Source organism: Candidatus Thiodiazotropha sp. AKIB8 (assembly GCF_058244675.1).
Genome location: NZ_JBSYOO010000029.1, coordinates 273,687 through 291,304, shown reverse-complemented (window position 1 = coordinate 291,304; position 17,618 = coordinate 273,687). Strand labels below are relative to the sequence as shown.

General features: G+C 48.5%; 18 protein-coding genes. 10 read left to right on the top strand and 8 right to left on the bottom strand.

All coding sequences use genetic code 11. The features are described from left to right. The first annotated feature begins 18 nt into the window (after positions 1–18). Positions 19–705, top strand: a complete 687-nt coding sequence (locus AC4IFB_RS07810; RefSeq protein WP_490776788.1) for a HisA/HisF-related TIM barrel protein — start codon at positions 19–21, stop codon at positions 703–705. Positions 706–711: 6 nt separating this feature from the next. Here the strand turns inward: AC4IFB_RS07810 and AC4IFB_RS07805 are convergent, their stop codons facing one another. From AC4IFB_RS07805 to AC4IFB_RS07770, 8 genes are all read right to left on the bottom strand, one after another. Further along, positions 712–1,947: a 6-pyruvoyl trahydropterin synthase family protein gene (locus AC4IFB_RS07805; RefSeq protein WP_490779849.1), complete on the bottom strand. Its 1,236-nt coding sequence runs from the start codon at positions 1,945–1,947 to the stop codon at positions 712–714. 187 nt (positions 1,948–2,134) lie between these two features. After that, positions 2,135–2,647: a formaldehyde-activating enzyme gene (gene fae / locus AC4IFB_RS07800; protein WP_490776790.1), complete on the bottom strand. Its 513-nt coding sequence runs from the start codon at positions 2,645–2,647 to the stop codon at positions 2,135–2,137. Positions 2,648–2,666: 19 nt separating this feature from the next. Continuing rightward, positions 2,667–3,620: a triphosphoribosyl-dephospho-CoA synthase gene (locus AC4IFB_RS07795; RefSeq protein ID WP_490776791.1), complete on the bottom strand. Its 954-nt coding sequence runs from the start codon at positions 3,618–3,620 to the stop codon at positions 2,667–2,669. Then, positions 3,617–4,528, bottom strand: a complete 912-nt coding sequence (locus tag AC4IFB_RS07790) for an ATP-grasp domain-containing protein (RefSeq protein ID WP_490779848.1) — start codon at positions 4,526–4,528, stop codon at positions 3,617–3,619. Before AC4IFB_RS07790 ends, AC4IFB_RS07795 begins: the two co-directional genes overlap by 4 nt. Beyond that, positions 4,525–5,499, bottom strand: coding sequence for a methenyltetrahydromethanopterin cyclohydrolase (mch, locus tag AC4IFB_RS07785; protein WP_490776793.1), 975 nt, complete (start codon positions 5,497–5,499; stop codon positions 4,525–4,527). The genes AC4IFB_RS07790 and mch overlap by 4 nt, the downstream gene beginning before the upstream one ends. After that, positions 5,496–6,656, bottom strand: coding sequence for an ATP-grasp domain-containing protein (locus AC4IFB_RS07780; RefSeq protein ID WP_490779847.1), 1,161 nt, complete (start codon positions 6,654–6,656; stop codon positions 5,496–5,498). Before AC4IFB_RS07780 ends, mch begins: the two co-directional genes overlap by 4 nt. Then, a complete protein-coding gene (locus AC4IFB_RS07775; RefSeq protein ID WP_490776795.1) occupies positions 6,646–7,548 on the bottom strand; it encodes an NAD(P)-dependent methylenetetrahydromethanopterin dehydrogenase in 903 nt (300 codons plus the stop codon). Before AC4IFB_RS07775 ends, AC4IFB_RS07780 begins: the two co-directional genes overlap by 11 nt. After that, positions 7,548–8,591, bottom strand: coding sequence for a beta-ribofuranosylaminobenzene 5'-phosphate synthase family protein (locus tag AC4IFB_RS07770; protein ID WP_490776796.1), 1,044 nt, complete (start codon positions 8,589–8,591; stop codon positions 7,548–7,550). Before AC4IFB_RS07770 ends, AC4IFB_RS07775 begins: the two co-directional genes overlap by 1 nt. Positions 8,592–9,271: 680 nt before the next feature. Here AC4IFB_RS07770 and AC4IFB_RS07765 point away from each other — a divergent pair. From AC4IFB_RS07765 to pqqE, 9 genes are all read left to right on the top strand, one after another. Next, positions 9,272–10,576, top strand: coding sequence for a formylmethanofuran dehydrogenase subunit B (locus AC4IFB_RS07765; protein ID WP_490779846.1), 1,305 nt, complete (start codon positions 9,272–9,274; stop codon positions 10,574–10,576). After that, the gene (locus tag AC4IFB_RS07760) at positions 10,570–12,237 is read left to right on the top strand and encodes a formylmethanofuran dehydrogenase subunit A (protein ID WP_490776798.1); all 1,668 of its coding nucleotides are present in this window, start codon (positions 10,570–10,572) and stop codon (positions 12,235–12,237) included. Before AC4IFB_RS07765 ends, AC4IFB_RS07760 begins: the two co-directional genes overlap by 7 nt. Continuing rightward, complete coding sequence (gene fhcD, locus AC4IFB_RS07755; protein ID WP_490779845.1) at positions 12,234–13,130, top strand: formylmethanofuran--tetrahydromethanopterin N-formyltransferase; 897 nt, start codon at positions 12,234–12,236, stop codon at positions 13,128–13,130. The genes AC4IFB_RS07760 and fhcD overlap by 4 nt, the downstream gene beginning before the upstream one ends. Next, entirely contained in the window at positions 13,127–13,942 is an 816-nt protein-coding gene (locus tag AC4IFB_RS07750) for a formylmethanofuran dehydrogenase subunit C (protein ID WP_490779844.1), read from the top strand. The genes fhcD and AC4IFB_RS07750 overlap by 4 nt, the downstream gene beginning before the upstream one ends. Before the next feature lie 411 nt (positions 13,943–14,353). Continuing rightward, positions 14,354–14,428 (top strand): pyrroloquinoline quinone precursor peptide PqqA, encoded by a 75-nt coding sequence (pqqA, locus tag AC4IFB_RS07745; RefSeq protein ID WP_490777039.1) that lies wholly within the window; start codon positions 14,354–14,356, stop codon positions 14,426–14,428. Positions 14,429–14,485: 57 nt separating this feature from the next. Continuing rightward, complete coding sequence (gene pqqB / locus AC4IFB_RS07740; protein ID WP_490776801.1) at positions 14,486–15,400, top strand: pyrroloquinoline quinone biosynthesis protein PqqB; 915 nt, start codon at positions 14,486–14,488, stop codon at positions 15,398–15,400. A gap of 12 nt (positions 15,401–15,412) precedes the next feature. Then, the gene (gene pqqC / locus AC4IFB_RS07735; protein WP_490776802.1) at positions 15,413–16,144 is read left to right on the top strand and encodes a pyrroloquinoline-quinone synthase PqqC; all 732 of its coding nucleotides are present in this window, start codon (positions 15,413–15,415) and stop codon (positions 16,142–16,144) included. A gap of 3 nt (positions 16,145–16,147) precedes the next feature. Then, entirely contained in the window at positions 16,148–16,432 is a 285-nt protein-coding gene (gene pqqD, locus AC4IFB_RS07730; RefSeq protein ID WP_490776803.1) for a pyrroloquinoline quinone biosynthesis peptide chaperone PqqD, read from the top strand. Further along, positions 16,398–17,555: a pyrroloquinoline quinone biosynthesis protein PqqE gene (pqqE, locus tag AC4IFB_RS07725; protein ID WP_490776804.1), complete on the top strand. Its 1,158-nt coding sequence runs from the start codon at positions 16,398–16,400 to the stop codon at positions 17,553–17,555. Before pqqD ends, pqqE begins: the two co-directional genes overlap by 35 nt. Positions 17,556–17,618 lie beyond the last annotated feature (63 nt).

Sequence of the window (17,618 nt, the reverse complement as noted above, 5' to 3'; positions counted from 1 at the left end):
GGCTAGCTATCCATACTAATGAAGCTTATTCCAGTCATAGACTTGATGAACGGAGATGTGGTGACCGCAATCAGAGGTCAGCGTGAAGCCTATCTGCCTTCCGATACGCCGCTCTGTTCCTCCAGCGATCCCCAGATAGTCCTTTCCGCACTGCTGCAGGTTCACGCTTTCGACACGGTTTACATCGCTGATCTCAATGCTATTAGAGGAGATGGCTCCAATTTTGAAGTGATTGATAGGCTCCACCATGATCATAAAGAAATCACCTTTTGGGTGGATAATGGAGTGACTGAGCTGGCCAGACTTACACAGATTGCCAGGCCAGTAATTGGTACTGAATCGGTCAACAGCATCGAACATCTTAGTCATCTGGTCACCTCGGTTGCAAAGCCAATACTTTCACTCGATTTCTTCGACGACAAATTCAAAGGCCCGGATGACCTCGATTATCTGACGGAACTATGGCCGAAAGATGTTATCGTCATGACCCTCTCCCGGGTCGGTAGTGCTAAAGGTGCAGATACCTCTAGGCTTGAACGACTGAAAAAACTCTCACCTGATACTCATCTCTACGCTGCAGGCGGCATCAGAGACCAAAGAGATCTGACGATGCTTAGTGCTCTCGGCATAACTGGTGCTCTGATCTCCACTGCCCTTCATCAAGGCGCAATTAATAGTATTGAGATCAATACTATTGTTGGGTAGTTGATATTAGCCGCTTGATTTACGAATAACTTCCAATGCTGGTGTTTTCTCCTTAATCAGGTTTCTTAATGATGACCTCCCCAGTCTCTCATCGAGAAAGTGGGTCATTAAACAATCGCTACCCTGCAGCTGAAAACTCTCTAAACTTGGACCAGTATAGTTACACCATGACTGTGGCGTTTCATACAACTCAAGTTCTATCAATCCGGGGAGATACTCTATTAACTGTTCCCAGATATAGACACATAACATTTCGGTACTTGAGCGCCATGACAGTTCTGTAGCTGCATAGTTAAGGTTATGGTGATCAAACTTTTCAATCACCTGCCTATTTGCCACCCGCTTAAGGTATCCATAGTCCACCACACAACCTGTTATCGGATCTATGCGATCTCTTACTTTGACATGCAGTAGATATCTGCCACCATGCAGGTTGGAGCACTTGGCCGGATGGTCAGTAATAAAGTGTGCTGCATCGAAAACCAGTTCTTTAGAGACGGTGACTTGTGGCGTCTTCTGGTCGAACCTCTGCAGAACACCTGGCATCTCTGTAAAAATCTCACTTACCAAGTCTAATAAGCGATCTGTATCGGAAATGGTTAAGGTACGTAGAAGCAGGCCATCGGTATGGTCAGCTGCATCCAGTTCTTTAAAATTGATACCACGCTGTGATGCCTCTGCCATCACACTCTTACCCGCTGCCTGGCCTGGAAACTGAAGGAAAAGATATCCAGCCTGCAATTCACCGACATGAGCAATGAGAACAGCGAGACTCCAGACGAAATCGGGAGGCGGTACTGGTGACAAATGAGCCTCAACAGTCTGAGAAAGAAAAGCACTGGGCACCTTCAGTCTATTCAGAGAGACTACCCTGTGGGTTGTGTCTGCATATCGATACTCCTGGCGGAACTGAAATCCATATTCACGTAACCACTGTAGACTCCATAGGAGTAGATCCAAGCGACGAATCTCGCCGGGTACTAAAGTAAATTCTCCATCATTGTGCAGCAATCCAGCCCACTTTAATCCTCTGAAAAGGGCTCGGGCGCGCTCCGAAGGATAGGCTTGAGGTTGTGTGTAATCATCAACCCTCTCTTCCAGATTGACCTGATCCCGCTCAAGCAGAAGATCGAGTGGCAGATGATGCCTGATTGCATATTCATGAAGGGTCAGCGAACAACAGTCGAGTAAATGACTGTTGTCGAGACGGTTTAGTTCAGTACCACACTCGAGACATTGCATAATTCATCCTACACAATCGAATTGAAATCGACTGTAAAGATCATTGATTTGATTCGAGATGGCGACGATGACGGCATTTTTAATCTGCCAAAACAACTGATACAAACCACCTCAATATAACATGCCCGGAATTAATATTCCGGGCATGGCCGGATCAGATCCTTATGCTAAAACCAATATCAATCTATTAGTCATGAGCAGCAAATGGATGTGAAGCTGAACCTTTCTGAGCCACAACAGCACTGGCCGCAGGTTCTCCACTTACAGCACGCTTGATAGACTCTTTGGTTGCCTGATAGTTGTAATCCTGGATCTTTGTATCATCCTCGGCTTCCCAATGGATGAAAACACCAACACAGATGAAGAGATCATCAGCCTCATCAGCAGGGATAGTGCCATCTTCAACGCAATCAGCAACAGCCATGGCAACACCACGCTGTGCTGGGCCAAACATCTGTACTGCCTGCTTAGCGCCTTTGATAGTTACTTTATTGAACATCATGGTGCTTGGTTTGCAAGCCAGATTTGGAGCAACCACTGCAAGCAGTGCAGTAAAACCATCTTTGTTGTTGACCAAGCCGTTACAGAAAGCTGTCTCTACAGCAGATCCACGAGGACCAATCAGAAGATCGATATGTGCAACCTCGTTGCCATCTCCGACCAGCGATTCTCCGACCATTGTTCTATTGATAACTGACATTCAGTTTCTCCTTACCTTTTTATTGAGAGTTAACTTCGTTTCCCACCTCATTTGGGCGGGAATCGCGGACACGGGAAGTTCCCGTATTAAGTTCAAACACAGCAGATATCGATTCCAGATGCGCTATGAATAGCGTAGCTACAGTCATATCTGCAGAGGTACCGGGATTGATACCTTTACGTTTGAATTCGTAGTCTGTTTGTAACAGACGTAAATGAAAATGTTCGGGTGTGCTTGCATGGGACAACTCTTCTTCCAGTTTTGCCACATGGAGACTGATCACAGTCGCCCTGTAAAGCCCATGCTTGCGTTGAATATGTGTATCAGGAAAGCGCGCCAATAAACTGAGAAACAGACCGGTGATAACCCACTCTCTACTTTGCCAACGCTGCTCATATTCACGAAGCTGTGGAAGTGCGAAATCGAAAAGATTTGCGTAGCCTGTTGCATATTGGCGTGCAATGGTATCTCTATTTGATGCATGCTCCATCACTTCGAGCAGATGACCTGTGGGTGTCTCAAAAACATCATGCTTCGCTGACGCTCCAAGCCCTCCTGGTGCAGCCAATCGAATCGCACGAAACAACCAATCCATATCTTCTTCATTGGCCTGAGTCAGAACATTGCACAATCTGTCACGCAACTTGGTTTTACTGCTGTCTTTATCAAGCATTGCTTGAATCAGTGGCGCACACAACATCAGAATGCCAAGATTGGTATTGCAGCCCACTGCATCGTGGGTAGCTTCAACGGCTCGGTAGATACGCTCTCCCAATCCCAAGCCAGGCGCTGTCAAAGGTTTAGCGCTGACATTAGCGCTATTTGTGAAATCCTCCAGGGTCATGCCGTGTCCATCTGCGTAGCGATGGACATTACCTGGTTTCAGGGCATCAAGTTCACTCAGGCAAGACTGATGATAAGCTGCTTCTATCTGCTGCCTTAGATCACCACCCTCTATCAGGAACTCGGTCACCAGACCACCTCCGTCAATGGTTTGTTTTGACAACAACCAAGAAAGTCTTCAACCAGTAGATCAGTTACATCATGCGGTGTTACCTGTTGTAATCCTTTCCAGGCCGGAATACTGTTGACTTCCAAAACATAGGGCTGATCTCTACCATCACGCAGTATATCAATACCGGCATAGCTCATATCCAAGGCACCAGCAGCTGCTTCTGCCAGCTCTTTTAGTTCCTGATCCAGCACTGCTGCATGACAGCGTGCCCCTTGAGCCACATTACTGATCCATCCCTTTCCTCGACGCAGCATCGCTGCAACTGCTTTGCCATTAATGACAAATACGCGCCAATCATGGACATCTTCTCTACCGGTGGAGATATAACGCTGTAGATAGTAGATACCGTTATATGACTCCGAATCCGGGAGTTCCTCAAAGTTTCTGACTCTCATAAGTCCATTCCCCTGGGAACCGAACAGGGGCTTAAGTACCAGTTCATGGCCTGCCTCGAACTCTTTCATCGCAATCTTCTGCAGATCATGTCCAGCTTGCAGAACCCAGGTTGGTGGTGTCGGTATGCCTGCTGTGTGCAACAGAAAGCTGGTCATGCCTTTATCCACACTGCGTTCGATCGCTCGTGCATCATTGTAGACACAGACACCAAGATGTTTAAGGGCATGCAGAATATCGAGGTAGTGCACAACCTGCTCAAGTGTTCCACCAGGAACGCCCCTAACGAAAACCCCTTCAGGGAGTGTTTCGAAGCCAGGTATCAACAAACCGTGTCGACCACTATTGAGAGTAAACCCGCACTCTTGTAAAGAGACGAATTCACTGCTGTATCCATGGGCATTGAAAGCCTCGCGCAAACGAGCCCCATGCCAACCTGGATCATCGGTAAAAATAGCAATACGATTACTCATGGTGCTATACCGAAGGAGGCCGTGAGCAGGGTATTATCGAGTTTACCCCCTGCGTAACTGTTTCCGCTCTCAAGCGAACTCACCACTACCCTCGCCGGGCTGAACAACATCGGGTCAATTTTGAAAAAATCATATTCATAGGCTTTGAAAACTTCGGCAAATGGACGCCCATAGTCTCGTGATGCACTACTGGGCAGGTCAGTTGCCAGCTTTTCGGCTGCCCCATCCTCTCCATTGACAAACAGTTGCACCAGACCGGCAAATAGAATTGCATCGTTGGTTCGACCCATGGCATTTAGAAAATCTGGTGCTGGCGGTGGCAACGGTGCACTACCAAATCCATCTTGAATAGAATCCAGGTCAAATCCCAATTCATGGGCTTTGTGCATTGCAACTTCCAGAACTCTGGCAACGATCTGTACTGTTCCAGCAAGACTGCTGGTAGGCGTCAGAATCAGTGTCAGGTTCGCTACATCTATTCCGCAATCCCGTGCGATTTTCTCGCACAGCGGCTGCGGTGGAAATCGATCAACCTCGAGCACCAGACAGGTGGAATCTGCCTGATCCCGATAGCCCATCTCTTTCAACAGTGGCTCTTTGTATGCCAGTACACGACCGGGTCCGGAACCCAGTGCGTTAAAGCCTTTTTGACCCTCTTCTTTGTGGGACAGACTCCAGCCTGCATACTGACTGCCCAGACAGGCGAGGACTGGATTCGTTGTCTGTACGTGAACAGAGAGCGGCCAACCGGCCACCGGCCCACTGCCACTTAAACTGACACGGCCCAAACCACCAAGACAGATCTCTGCTATTCTGCGTCCAGCTTCCAGAGAGCCTGGTACATTGATCCCTGCGTCTACAATGACACAGCCGTTTTCCAGGCGCTCAACTGCAATTCTCAATTGGTCTGCATCAGACTGTAGTGATTCCACCAAGGGTTGAGTCAAGGCATTGATACTGGGCATCTTCATACCACCGCCTTACGTTGCTTCGATTCACTGGAGAATGTGCCGAACATTTGTAAAATATCTTCCTGGTAGCTTTCTAAAACAGCTTCTACCCTGTCCACACTTGTGTCGCTTGCAAACAGACTGCACAGTGGTTGTCCCTCGACGATGCGGGTTCCGTCAGCAGGACGATCTTTTACCCAGTCAGGCCAGTTCATAGAGAATGGAATTTGAAGCGTTCTTGGTGCATAGACAATTTGATGACCATGCACAACAGCACTGCTCACCATAGGCACAATTGGCAGTTGGCCCTGGCAAGCTTGGATATGATGTTTAATCCAACCGTCAGTTAATAGATGTTCATACAACTCCAGTGTGGCTGATGGTCTTGGATTAAGATCAATCAGGTAGAGATCGTTATCATTGAGTATGAAGTCAAAGCTGTTTACACCGCGTAATCCCAACTCGAACACCAGCTTTTCTATGATATTGTCCAGCTGATGTCGCTGAATTCCATTCAGTGAAGCCTGGCCTATCGCACCGGTGTAAAGAAATGGTGCAGGCGCATTGGCAGAGTCCATTCCTAACCTGTTATAGCCAATGGTTCTGTGCCGTTTGCCATCGGCAATAAAGAGAACTGACATCACCTGCCCTGGGAGATGTTTTTGGTAGTAACATTTGTAATCTGCCGCAGAGTGCTGAGGATCAAAATAGGCTACCCCCTGGCCACCACAACTGCCTGTTCGTTTTATCAGCCAAGTTTTTTCAACCGCTGAATATGGCGGGGTAAAGCTGACTTCTGGATAGGGGATCCTCAACCTGTTTAGCAAAGAGAAATAGCGACGAGGTTTTCCTATTATCTCAAACACATCAGGGTCATTGCCATAAAGCTGAAATACATTTGATAATCGCTTCAACAATGCAGATGATTCTTCCAATCCCGCACCGAAGATCACTCCACTGATATCGTCTGGGGCATGAGAGACAATTTCGTCGACGAACATATCCATATCTTGTCGCAAGAACCCTCGACTGACAGGCCAGCAATCAGCTATAGCCAAAGTGTCTTGATCACAGAAACCGTCAAGTACTGTGACCTGGTAACCACTGCGAACTGCTGACTCTGCTATAGCTCTACCGCTGTTAGCCAGAACCAATAACGCTTTATGCTCAACTGACATAGGCTCTTGCCACCTCAAAGGCACTGCTGAAATCAAGAAATTCAGGATTACCGGTTTCAAACATTTGTTTCAATAATCTGTGTTGGGTCTGGTATTTCACATTTCCTACTGCCAACGCGCCTATACCCACAGCACCACTCGGCGAATCGGCGATTGCCACACCATCATCCATCACCCCTACCCCTTCAATACCTTCCGGGGGTACCGCATTCACATCACAGGCAACTTTGAGTCGTTCAGCTTTTTGTATATGACTCTTATTCAGCACCTGAACACCCGCTTTGGCTGCGTTGAAAACCACATCAGCCTGGCTGGCAAGTTCAATAATCATTTCATCGTTGCTCGCCACAGCGGCAGACATTGTAGAACCGTATCGTTGATTGCATAACGCCACTAAACCTTCAGCTTTATCCAGGGTGTCATGACTGACAATCACTGCCTCGGCACCTGCATTGGAGGCGAGCATCGCTGCTGTGGATCCGACAGGCCCTGTACCACCGAATACCATCACACGCATATCCTGCAATCCTTTGCTATCGAGCTTCTTGAGCTCTCTTTCTACACATGCGACCATTCCTGCAGCCGTTGTGAAGGCGCCGCTGGGATCTGCAAACAGGGATACCTCGAAAGGTGGCACCATCGACTGTTTTGCTCTATTCATCATCTCCATAGCCACATGAGCATCCCGGCCGCCAATGAATATGCCTGTTCGCTTAACCCCTTTTGGACCACGAGAGAAGATTGCGTCCTGAACCAGATCCTGTACCTCATCCACAGTCACGTTGATGTAGGGTGTACAGGCAGTCCACCCGGCGTCGTACGCCATATTTACGTCAAAAGGGCTGAGATTCTTGACTGCACTCAGCATATGCAGCAAATAAGGTCTTTCCATCAACGGGCTCGCTTGTTGTTTATAAGTCTTGTGGGTTGTTGTAAAAGGGTGATATCCGCACCTTGGTTGCGAGCTGCAACCTGCTGGCAACGGAATGATGAGAACTCGCCAAAATGGTGTTTGAGTGATTGTTCAAGCCAATCGGCCTGATCAGCATCTTCGAGCAGCACAAATCCGGTGGGGCCCCATGAGCTCTGACCAATGCCGTTGAATCCCTGATCTGAAATCCATTCCAAAGCAGCAGAAATCACCGGGCTGGTGAAACGTCCACCCTGGGCCGGAGAGAAATGGTCACCAACCACCTGTTGAATCTTTCCAATCGCATTTGAGAATGGAGAGAGTTGAGCCTCCATGACACCTGGGATCACCTGCATCATCACCAGTCGACACAGATCTGCTGCAGATTGCTCCGGGAATTCCGGCAGGTCTGAGAATGCTGTTAACTCAGCTTCACCATGTAACCCTTGCCCCCGAGTATCAAACAGCAACAAAGCTCGCCATGCTTTGGGAAAATCGAGCCTGACTGCAACTGGGGGGACAGCGTCAATCTCGCCCCGACCACAATCGAGTATGAAACCACCTTGCTCAAATGCGCCTATACCGATTCCCGATCTAACACCGCGCTCCATACACTGGGCAATGGCTCTACTATCACTATCGCCACCATATAGGCGTTCAATTGCTGTTCCTACGGCCAGCGCCATCTGGGTACCTGAGCCCAAACCCACATGGTCTGGAATCGCTTGCATCAACTTGATATCGACGCCACCTTTCAAGCCCCGAGCCTCAAGGTATCGTCTTGCATATTTGATTGCCCGCGCCTCTCCTGGGCCACTGGCAGTAATTTCTGTTGATTTTGCAGCCCTTAAGTGAGTTGCCAGAGTATCGATGGTCAGGCCTATACTGCCAAATCGTCTCCCCAGACCACCGTGCAGATCGAGGAAACCCAGATGCAGGCGTGCAGGTGCCTCAACTTCCACCTGGAGTCCTTCATGACTGGATATGGACGGGTATATCATTTGGTCGCCTTCATTAATTCTCATTATCAATTCACCTCCTGCAATTTGCATGCCTGCAAACCTGAAAGCTATAAACCGTCAGCATCGACACTCTCTCAATAGGATTTGTAATATGCAAAATCTACTCTTGCCTAGAGTGCTATGTGACCTAAACAGAGAAGAGATTGTCACAAATAACCTGTGCGCAGCCAGTAACGAAAAACAAGCTATTGACAGCAAGCATGAGAGATTGGAGAGTGGATTCAGAGGGTGTTTAGAGTAGTCATCAACTGATTTCATATGCAGCATCCATTGCTCGATGAGTCCTGATTGTTGGTAAATGGTGTTAACTGGAACGGGGGTTGTGATAAGTGTTTAATTCCCTTCCAGACCTACAGTTCAATGCACCTGACTTGAATCAATGTGTCACATGCCATGCCCCAGCATTAAACAGTTGACCATTCCCAATGAATGTGCAAGTACAAAAACACATTAGGTTTTGACCAGTTAGCTTGCAAATTGATGAAGAAACATAACTCAAGGGAGCAACCCTTGTCTGCGGCCCACGCCTTGATTTTGAACGGGTCGTAAAGCCAGAGGGCATAAGCAGTTAATAGAGGTGCCCTATTGATGCTCCTGCAGTACGGGTTATTTATAAAGTGGCACACTTTCTGCACTACTGCATGGATTATTCACCGCATCGCCAACAGGATCATTGATACCACATGTGGAATAACACATTACAACAAACCATGAATTCAGTGACCTGCCCCGGCTGCGGATTGAGCTGCGATGATCTGCAGATCACGGTAGATGATGGTCAGCTGAAATCATTGAATAACAGTTGTGAAAAGGCACGCAGCTTTTACAACACAGCCTTCGATAATGCTGACCCAACCCCTATGATTGAAGGCTCCGCAAGCACAATGGATGAAGCATTGTCACTGGGCGCCCAGTTATTGCGGGATTCTGTCTCTCCATTATTTGCGGGTTTAGCTACTGATGTAAACGGCATGCGTAGCATACTGAATGTGGCCGACCATTGTGGTGCAACGTTGGATCATCTCAATGGCGATGCCATGTTCAGGAATCTTCGCGTGGTGCAGGATAACGGCTGGTTTACCACCACCTTTTCTGAAGTACGTAACCGAGCAGATCTGGTGCTCCTGGTGGGTAAGCAGGCTACCGATCGTTTTCCTCGTCTCGTTGAACGGGTATTTCATCCTCAGGAGTCGCTCTTCACCAAGCAAGGTCAACGAAAGATTGTGTTACTGGGTCCCTGGCAGGATGAGGATCTACCAGGAGAGTTGGCAGCCCTGAATCCAACGGTTATTACAACTGAAATCGACTCTATATCAGATACTGTCAGCTTGCTACGCGGTCTGGTTGCCGGCAAACCCGTTAATCCTGGTCATCTGGGTGATTCCCTGACTGGCTTGGCCGAACAACTGTTACAGGCGAAATACAGTGTCATCTGCTGGAGTGCTGCAGAACTCGATATGCCCCATGCTGAGTTGATTGTGCAAGGTTTGGCAGAACTGGCAAAAGCACTCAATGAAAAAACCCGCAGCGCTGCCCTCCCCCTTGCCGGAAGCCAAGGGGATATTACCAGCAATCAGGTCTGTACCTGGCAGCTTGGATACCCTCTGCGTACCCGGTTGAATCGAGGTTATCCTGAGCATGATCCACGCCTCAACCGCTGGCAGGATCTATTGAGCCGTGGTGAGAGTGATCTGTTGATCTGGACCTCATCCTTATCACCTCAGGCGCTACCACCGGACTGTGAATCTCCAACCATTGTTTTGGGTCATGCCGGTATGAAATTTGAGAAACAACCTACGCTCTTTATCCCGGTCGGGGTGCCGGGTATAGATCATCATGGACATTGGTATCGAAGTGATTCCGTCTGTCCGCTACCTCTGGGAAAGTTGAGGGATAGCGATCTCCCATCCGTCGCCAGAGTTATGCAGCAGTTACTCGAAAGGGTGCAATCGAACAAGACAGCGTCAGAGAGGACAAGCGCATGTTGATTAAGCTTGCAGGCGCCAGAGTCTACGATCCAGCAAACAGTGTCGAAGGTGAAATCAGAGACATCTATATTCGTGACGGCATCATTGTCCCTGCTCCAAAAAGTGATGAGACCATACAGAAGACCTATTCCCTTGAGGGTAAGATTGTGATGGCTGGTGCTATTGATCTGCATACCCATATTGGCGGCGGTAAAGTCAATATTGCGCGCACCATGTTGCCTGAGGATCAACGAGGCAACCACAGATTGAAAACCGACCTGACCCGCTCAGGAGGTGGACATGCAGCGCCCTCTACCCTGTCGGCAGGTTATCGTTATGCAGAGATGGGCTATACCAGTTGCTTCGAACCTGCAGTACTGCCTGTGAACGCAAGACAGGCTCATATGGAGATGGCAGATACCCCAATGATCGACACAGGTGGTTATGCAATGCTCGGTAATGACGACCTGTTGTTACAACTGATGGCCGAGGGTGCTGAACAGCAGACGATCAATGACTATGTTGCATGGACGATGAAAGCCTCGCAGTGCATCGGCATAAAAGTGGTCAACCCAGGTGGTATCAATGCCTTCAAGTTCAATCAGCGGAAATTGGATGTTGATGATCTACATCCACATTACAAGCTCAGGCCTCGCGATATAGTACGTACTCTGAGCCGTGCTCTGAATGAACTTGGCGTCCCTCATCCTCTGCATGTTCATGCCAGTAACCTTGGTGTACCAGGTAACTATCAGTCAACACTGGCCACCATGGATGCAACAGAGGGATACCCGATTCATCTGACCCATATCCAGTTCCATAGCTACGGCACTGAAGGGGATAAGAAATTCTCATCTTCAGCTGCAGAGATTGCAGAAGCGGTCAACAAGCAGCCTAATGTCTCCATTGATGTCGGACAGGTGATGTTCGGTCAGACAGTTACAGTTTCTGGCGACACCATGGCGCAACATGCCAACCATAGCCACGCCCACCCAAACAAGTGGACCTGTATGGACATCGAGTGCGATGCCGGTTGCGGTGTGGTTCCGTTTCGATATCGGGACAAGAATTTTGTCAACGCTTTGCAATGGGCGATAGGCCTGGAGCTGTTTCTGATGGTAGACGATCCGTGGCGTGTCTTTCTCACAACGGATCATCCGAACGGCGCCCCCTTTACCAGCTATCCCCATTTAATAAGACTTTTAATGGACCGCAGCTTCCGCAATGATCTCTTGGCACAGATTAATCCCGATGCGGCTGCTGCCAGTCACCTGAAGAGTATGAATAGGGAATATTCACTCTACGAAATCGCAATTATGACCCGTGCAGCACCAGCCCGGATTTTAGGCCTGAAAGACCGTGGACACTTGGCGCCTGGGGCCATGGCAGATATCACCGTTTATCACGCCAACAGTAATCCTGAGCAGATGTTTGAGCGACCTATGATGGTTTTCAAACAGGGCCAGGTAATTGTTGAGGAGGGTCGGATCACAGCACCAGTCACTGGAGCCACCCAAGTGGTGCGACCAGAGTTCGATCCAGGTATAGAGAAGGTGATTGGGCGTTGGTTTGAACGTTATCACAGTATGGATATGCAGAATTTTATGATTTCAGATGATGAGATGTCTGAAGGCATTGGCAGTCCGGTCAACATTCACCCCTGTATGGACAGCCGAGCATGATCATTAACGGTACTCAAATCGAGGATACCTTTGCCGAAGCCTTCGGCATGAGTGCAACCCGCGTCATCATCACCGCAATCAATCCCCGTTGGGCGCGCATCGCCGGTGAGACCATGACCGGCTTTGCCACATCGGTCATTGGTTGTGGCGTAGAAGCGGGTATCGAAGCGGAACTGGAGCAGGATGAAACCCCTGATGGACGACCAGGTATCAGTGTGTTGCTGTTTGGTATGTCGGGAAAAGCCCTGGCAAAGCAGCTGGAGACCCGAGTCGGTCAATGTATTTTGACCTGCCCCACCACTGCAATTTTCTCAGGCATGCAGGGTGAAAAACAGATACCCCTGGGTAAGAATTTGCGCTTTTTTGGTGATGGCTACCAGATTTCGAAACAGATTGGTGGCTCACGTTATTGGCGGGTGCCGGTGATGGATGGCGAGTTTCTTTGCGAAGAGAGTGTCGCCAGGGTGCCTGCTGTAGGTGGAGGTAACTTTCTGGTGCTTGCTGAGAGTCAACAGCAGGCATTAACCGCCTGTGAAAAGGCTATAGAGGCAATGAGCATTATTCCGAATATCATTATGCCTTTTCCTGGCGGTATCGTTCGTTCAGGATCAAAAGTCGGATCAAAGTACAAAACGCTGATGGCCTCAACCAATGATGCTTACTGCCCAACTCTGAGAGGTCTGGTCAAATCCAATCTTGATGAAGATATCGGTTCAGTGATGGAGATTGTTATTAACGGTTTAACGGATACCGATGTAATGCTCGCTACCCGCACCGGTATCAGTGCAGTCTGTGAACTGGGTGCAGAGGCAGGTATCAAGCGCATTTCTGCTGGAAATTATGGGGGTAAATTGGGTCAATTTCACTTCCACTTACGGGAGGTGATGGCATGAGTTGCCTGACCTTGAGATTAAAGTATTCTCTCGCTCAACGAATCGACATGAGTCCGTTCACCCCAGAATCACTCGCTGGAAAATCGGCACATGAAATTGCCCGCATCCCTGTTTGGCAGGGTAACCGGCAGATAGACCTCGGCGAACTGTTCGAGATAGAGGGTAGTGCATCAGAGCAGTTAATCATTCAGTCTGAGAGTGACCGACTTGATTGCATTGGTGCAGATATGAGCAGTGGTAAAATCATTGTTGAAGGTAGTGCAGGCGCCTACCTGGGATGCGCCATGAAAAGTGGTGAGATCTTAGTTACAGGAGACGCAGGTGTTGCCGCTGGCTGTGCCATGAAGTCCGGCCGACTGACCATTAAAGGTAACGCCGGGGATTTTCTTGGTGGCGCCCTTACTGGAGAGCGTCAGGGAATGCGTGGTGGATCGATCATCGTTAAAGGTAATGCAGGTGACCGGGCTGGCGACCTGATGCGTCGAGGAACAATCCTGATAGGTGGTAATAGCGGCGATTATTGTGCCTCACGAATGGTTGCTGGAACCATCATCGTAGGTGGTAAAAGTGGAAAACAGACTGGCATGGCTATGCGCCGTGGCACGCTGATTACTGGCAATGAGCCGACATCGTTACCCGCCACATTCAACGACAATGGTCAACAGACACTCAGTTTTCTTGCCCTGCTCAGCCAAAATATCCCGTCTGATTCAGGATTCGATAATCTCATCGAAAAGGGAACACGGGTTCAACGTTGGCTTGGAGATCTAAGCTGTGATGGCAAGGGAGAGATACTGATCTGGTGCTCATAGAGCTCAGACTACTCTCTGCGCCCCCAATTTCCTGGATATTCTGTTCCTCTCTGACAAGCCAATGGTGCAGTCGAAAAATGATTTTATCCATCCTTCTCTTACATCTTTAAAGATGGGTCTTAAAAACTATCCGATGTAATCAGTCATCTTTGATTCAACTGTCCCTTTTGTGGCACACCCCCCGGTCAACAATATCCCAAGTTGATAACTGCGACAGGAAAATTTCCCAACCATTTTCTGCCATATTGTCTGTCATACCCTCATATAGGGTAAAAAACCTGTAAAAATCTACCATTTCAATTAAAAGGCACAACATTTGCTATGAAGTGGTTACGCTGTCAGAGACTGATAGTGAAGTTATAACAGAGTTAATTCGCTAAAAAGCACTACAAACTTGAGGAGTGATGTCACATGAAATGGTCTACACCTTCCTATGAAGATCTGCGTTTTGGTTTTGAAATAAATCTCTATATCAACAACCGCTAGCAGGTCACTACTGTTACCACCTGTAATACAGGTGGTAACATATAACAACAAAACTATATGCTAATACACATTCTAGGTTCCGGTGCGGGTGGTGGCTTTCCCCAGTGGAACTGTAACTGCCCAAACTGCCAGGGTGTCAGAGCTGGCACCATCAAAGCTACCCCCCGTACACAATCATCCATCGCCGTTAGCGCTAACGGAAAAGAGTGGGTACTCTTCAATGCTTCGCCAGACATTCGTGCACAACTCGATGCCTTTCCAACACTACAGCCTGGTAGATCGATACGGGACACGGCAATCCGTGCAATTCTGTTAGTCGACGCACAGATTGATCACACCACAGGGCTTTTGCTGCTACGAGAGCATACAGAGCCATGGGACGTCTATTGCACTCAAGCCGTACATGATGACTTAACCACTGGCTATCCCATCTTCAATATCCTTGGTCATTTCAGGGGTGTTAACTGGCACGAAGTTAAGACAGATGAATCCACTTTTACCATCCCAGGCATCGACGGTCTGCTCTTTACTGCGGTTCCATTGAAGAGCGAAGCCCCCCCCTACTCTCCCCATCGCCACAACACTGTACCCGGCGATAACGTCGGTATCAGGGTGCAGAATAGTGTCACTGGTCAGAACCTATTCTATGCTCCCGGGCTTGGTTCCATGGAACCCCATATCTTGCCTTACATGCAACAGGCCGACTGTGTCTTGGTCGATGGCACCCTGTGGAAGGACAATGAGATGGTGCAGGCTGGTATCAGCCAAAAGCTGGGGAGTGAAATGGGACATCTCGATCAGTCAGGTGATGGAGGCATCATGGAGATTCTGGGTAGTTTGACCAAGCCAAGAAAAATACTGATTCATATTAACAACACAAATCCAATCCTCGTGGACGATTCTCCTGAGCGCCTGGCGCTAACTGAAGCAGGTATCGAAGTCTCCCACGATGGCATGCAGATAGAACTATAAACGAGAAGAGTTATGACCCCAAATTTACACGCCCCATGGTCAAAGGAAGAGTTCGAAAGCAAACTGCGAGAAAAAGAGAAGTTCTACCACATCAATCATGAATTTCATCTGTTGATGAATAGTGGAAAACTGGATAAGCCGGCAATTCAGGGTTGGGTCGCCAACCGCTTTTATTACCAGGTCATCATTCCGGTCAAGGATGCAGCAATCATGTCCAACTGTCCTGATCGGGATGTTCGCCGACACTGGATACAGCGCATGATTGACCATGATGGCACACAGGGCGATGAAGGTGGTATTGAGGCCTGGCTGTTACTGGGTGAGGCAGTAGGTCTACCCAGAGAGGATCTGCTCTCGCACAAACATCTGCTCCCCGGCGTTAAATTTGCTATCGATGCCTATGTAAACTTCGCTCGCCAGCAACCCTGGGAAATCGCAGCAAGTTCATCACTGACAGAACTCTTTGCCCCAACCATTCATCAGAACCGACTCGATAACTGGCCCAAATATTATCCCTGGATTGATGAGCGTGGTTACCACTACTTTCGTAAACGCCTGACTGAAGCACGACGTGACGTAAAGCACGGACTGGATATCACCTTGAATTACTACAAAAGCCGAGAGCAACAGGAGAAAATGTTAGAAGTTCTGCAGTTTAAACTAGACATTCTCTGGACGATGCTCGATTGCATGTGGATGGCCTATGTGGAAAACAAACCGCCTTATCACAACATACCGGCCTGACCCATGAATAATCATTTTAAAGCAGATGATATTCCCCAGATCGCACCCACTTTTCGTTTTCAGTGGGAAGAGGCACAAGGATGTCATGTGATTCTCTATCCTGAGGGAATGGTCAAACTGAATCCTGCTGCAGGTGAGATTCTCAAGCGATGTGATGGTGAAGCCAGCGTCGCCCTGATCTTGAATGATCTAAAATCGACATTCCCCGAAACGGACCTGGAGGATGATGTCTACCAATTTCTGGATACCGCTTATGACAACCAATGGATCCGACACAAGCCCGCCTAAACCACTCTGGTTATTGGCGGAGTTGACCTATAAATGCCCGTTGCAATGCCCCTATTGTTCCAATCCGCTTGATATCGCACGGTATAAAGATGAATTATCAACGGAAGAGTGGATCAGAGTATTTCGTGAAGCCAGGGCCATGGGTGCAGTCCAGCTCGGATTTTCTGGCGGCGAGGCACTGGTTCGTAAAGACCTGGAGATATTAATCGCAGAAGCCCATCAAATGGGTTACTACACTAACCTGCTTACCTCGGGGGTAGGCATGGATGAAGCCCGCATCAAAGGCTTCAAAGAGGCGGGACTGGATCATATACAGGTCAGCTTTCAAGCCAGTAGTGAAGAGCTAAACAACTTTATTGCAGGCAATAACTCCTTTCAACACAAAATGGAAATGGCTCGGTTGGTGAAGAAGTACGACTACCCGATGGTGCTATGTTTTGTTCTTCATCGTCATAATGAAGACCAGGTAGAACAGATCCTGGAGATGTCCTACGCGCTGGAAGCCGACTATGTTGAACTGGCCACCACTCAATATTACGGTTGGGCACTGCACAATCGTGAACAATTACTGCCTACTCAAGAGCAAGTCGAAGCCGCTGAGGCCGTCGCCCATCGCTATCAAGAGAAATACAAGGGAAAGATGCGGATCTTCTATGTAGTCCCCGATTACCATGAAGCACGGCCAAAAGCCTGTATGAACGGGTGGGGAGCAGTATTCCTCACTGTTGCGCCTGACGGCACTGCCCTGCCCTGCCATGCTGCCAGTGAACTACCCGGACTTACATTTCCAAATGTACGAGATCACAGTGTTGATTGGATATGGAATGAATCATCGGATTTCAATAAGTTTCGTGGATTTGGATGGATGAAAGAACCTTGCCAGAGCTGCTCTGAAAAAGAGAAGGATTTTGGTGGCTGTCGCTGCCAGGCCTACCTGCTCACTGGCGATGCAACCAATGCAGATCCGGTATGCAATAAATCACCACATCATCAACAGATGGTTCAAATGGTTGAACAAGCGAATAATAAAAAAGAGAGTGATGCAGCACCCTTGGTATTCCGCAACATGCGAAATTCAAAAAAGCTGACCTCTGATAAGTGGCCGGAAGCAAGCAGCCAGTAAGCAGAATATTTCCAGATGCGACAGAAAGCATCTCTATAGGGTTATCAAGCTCTGATGCTGAAA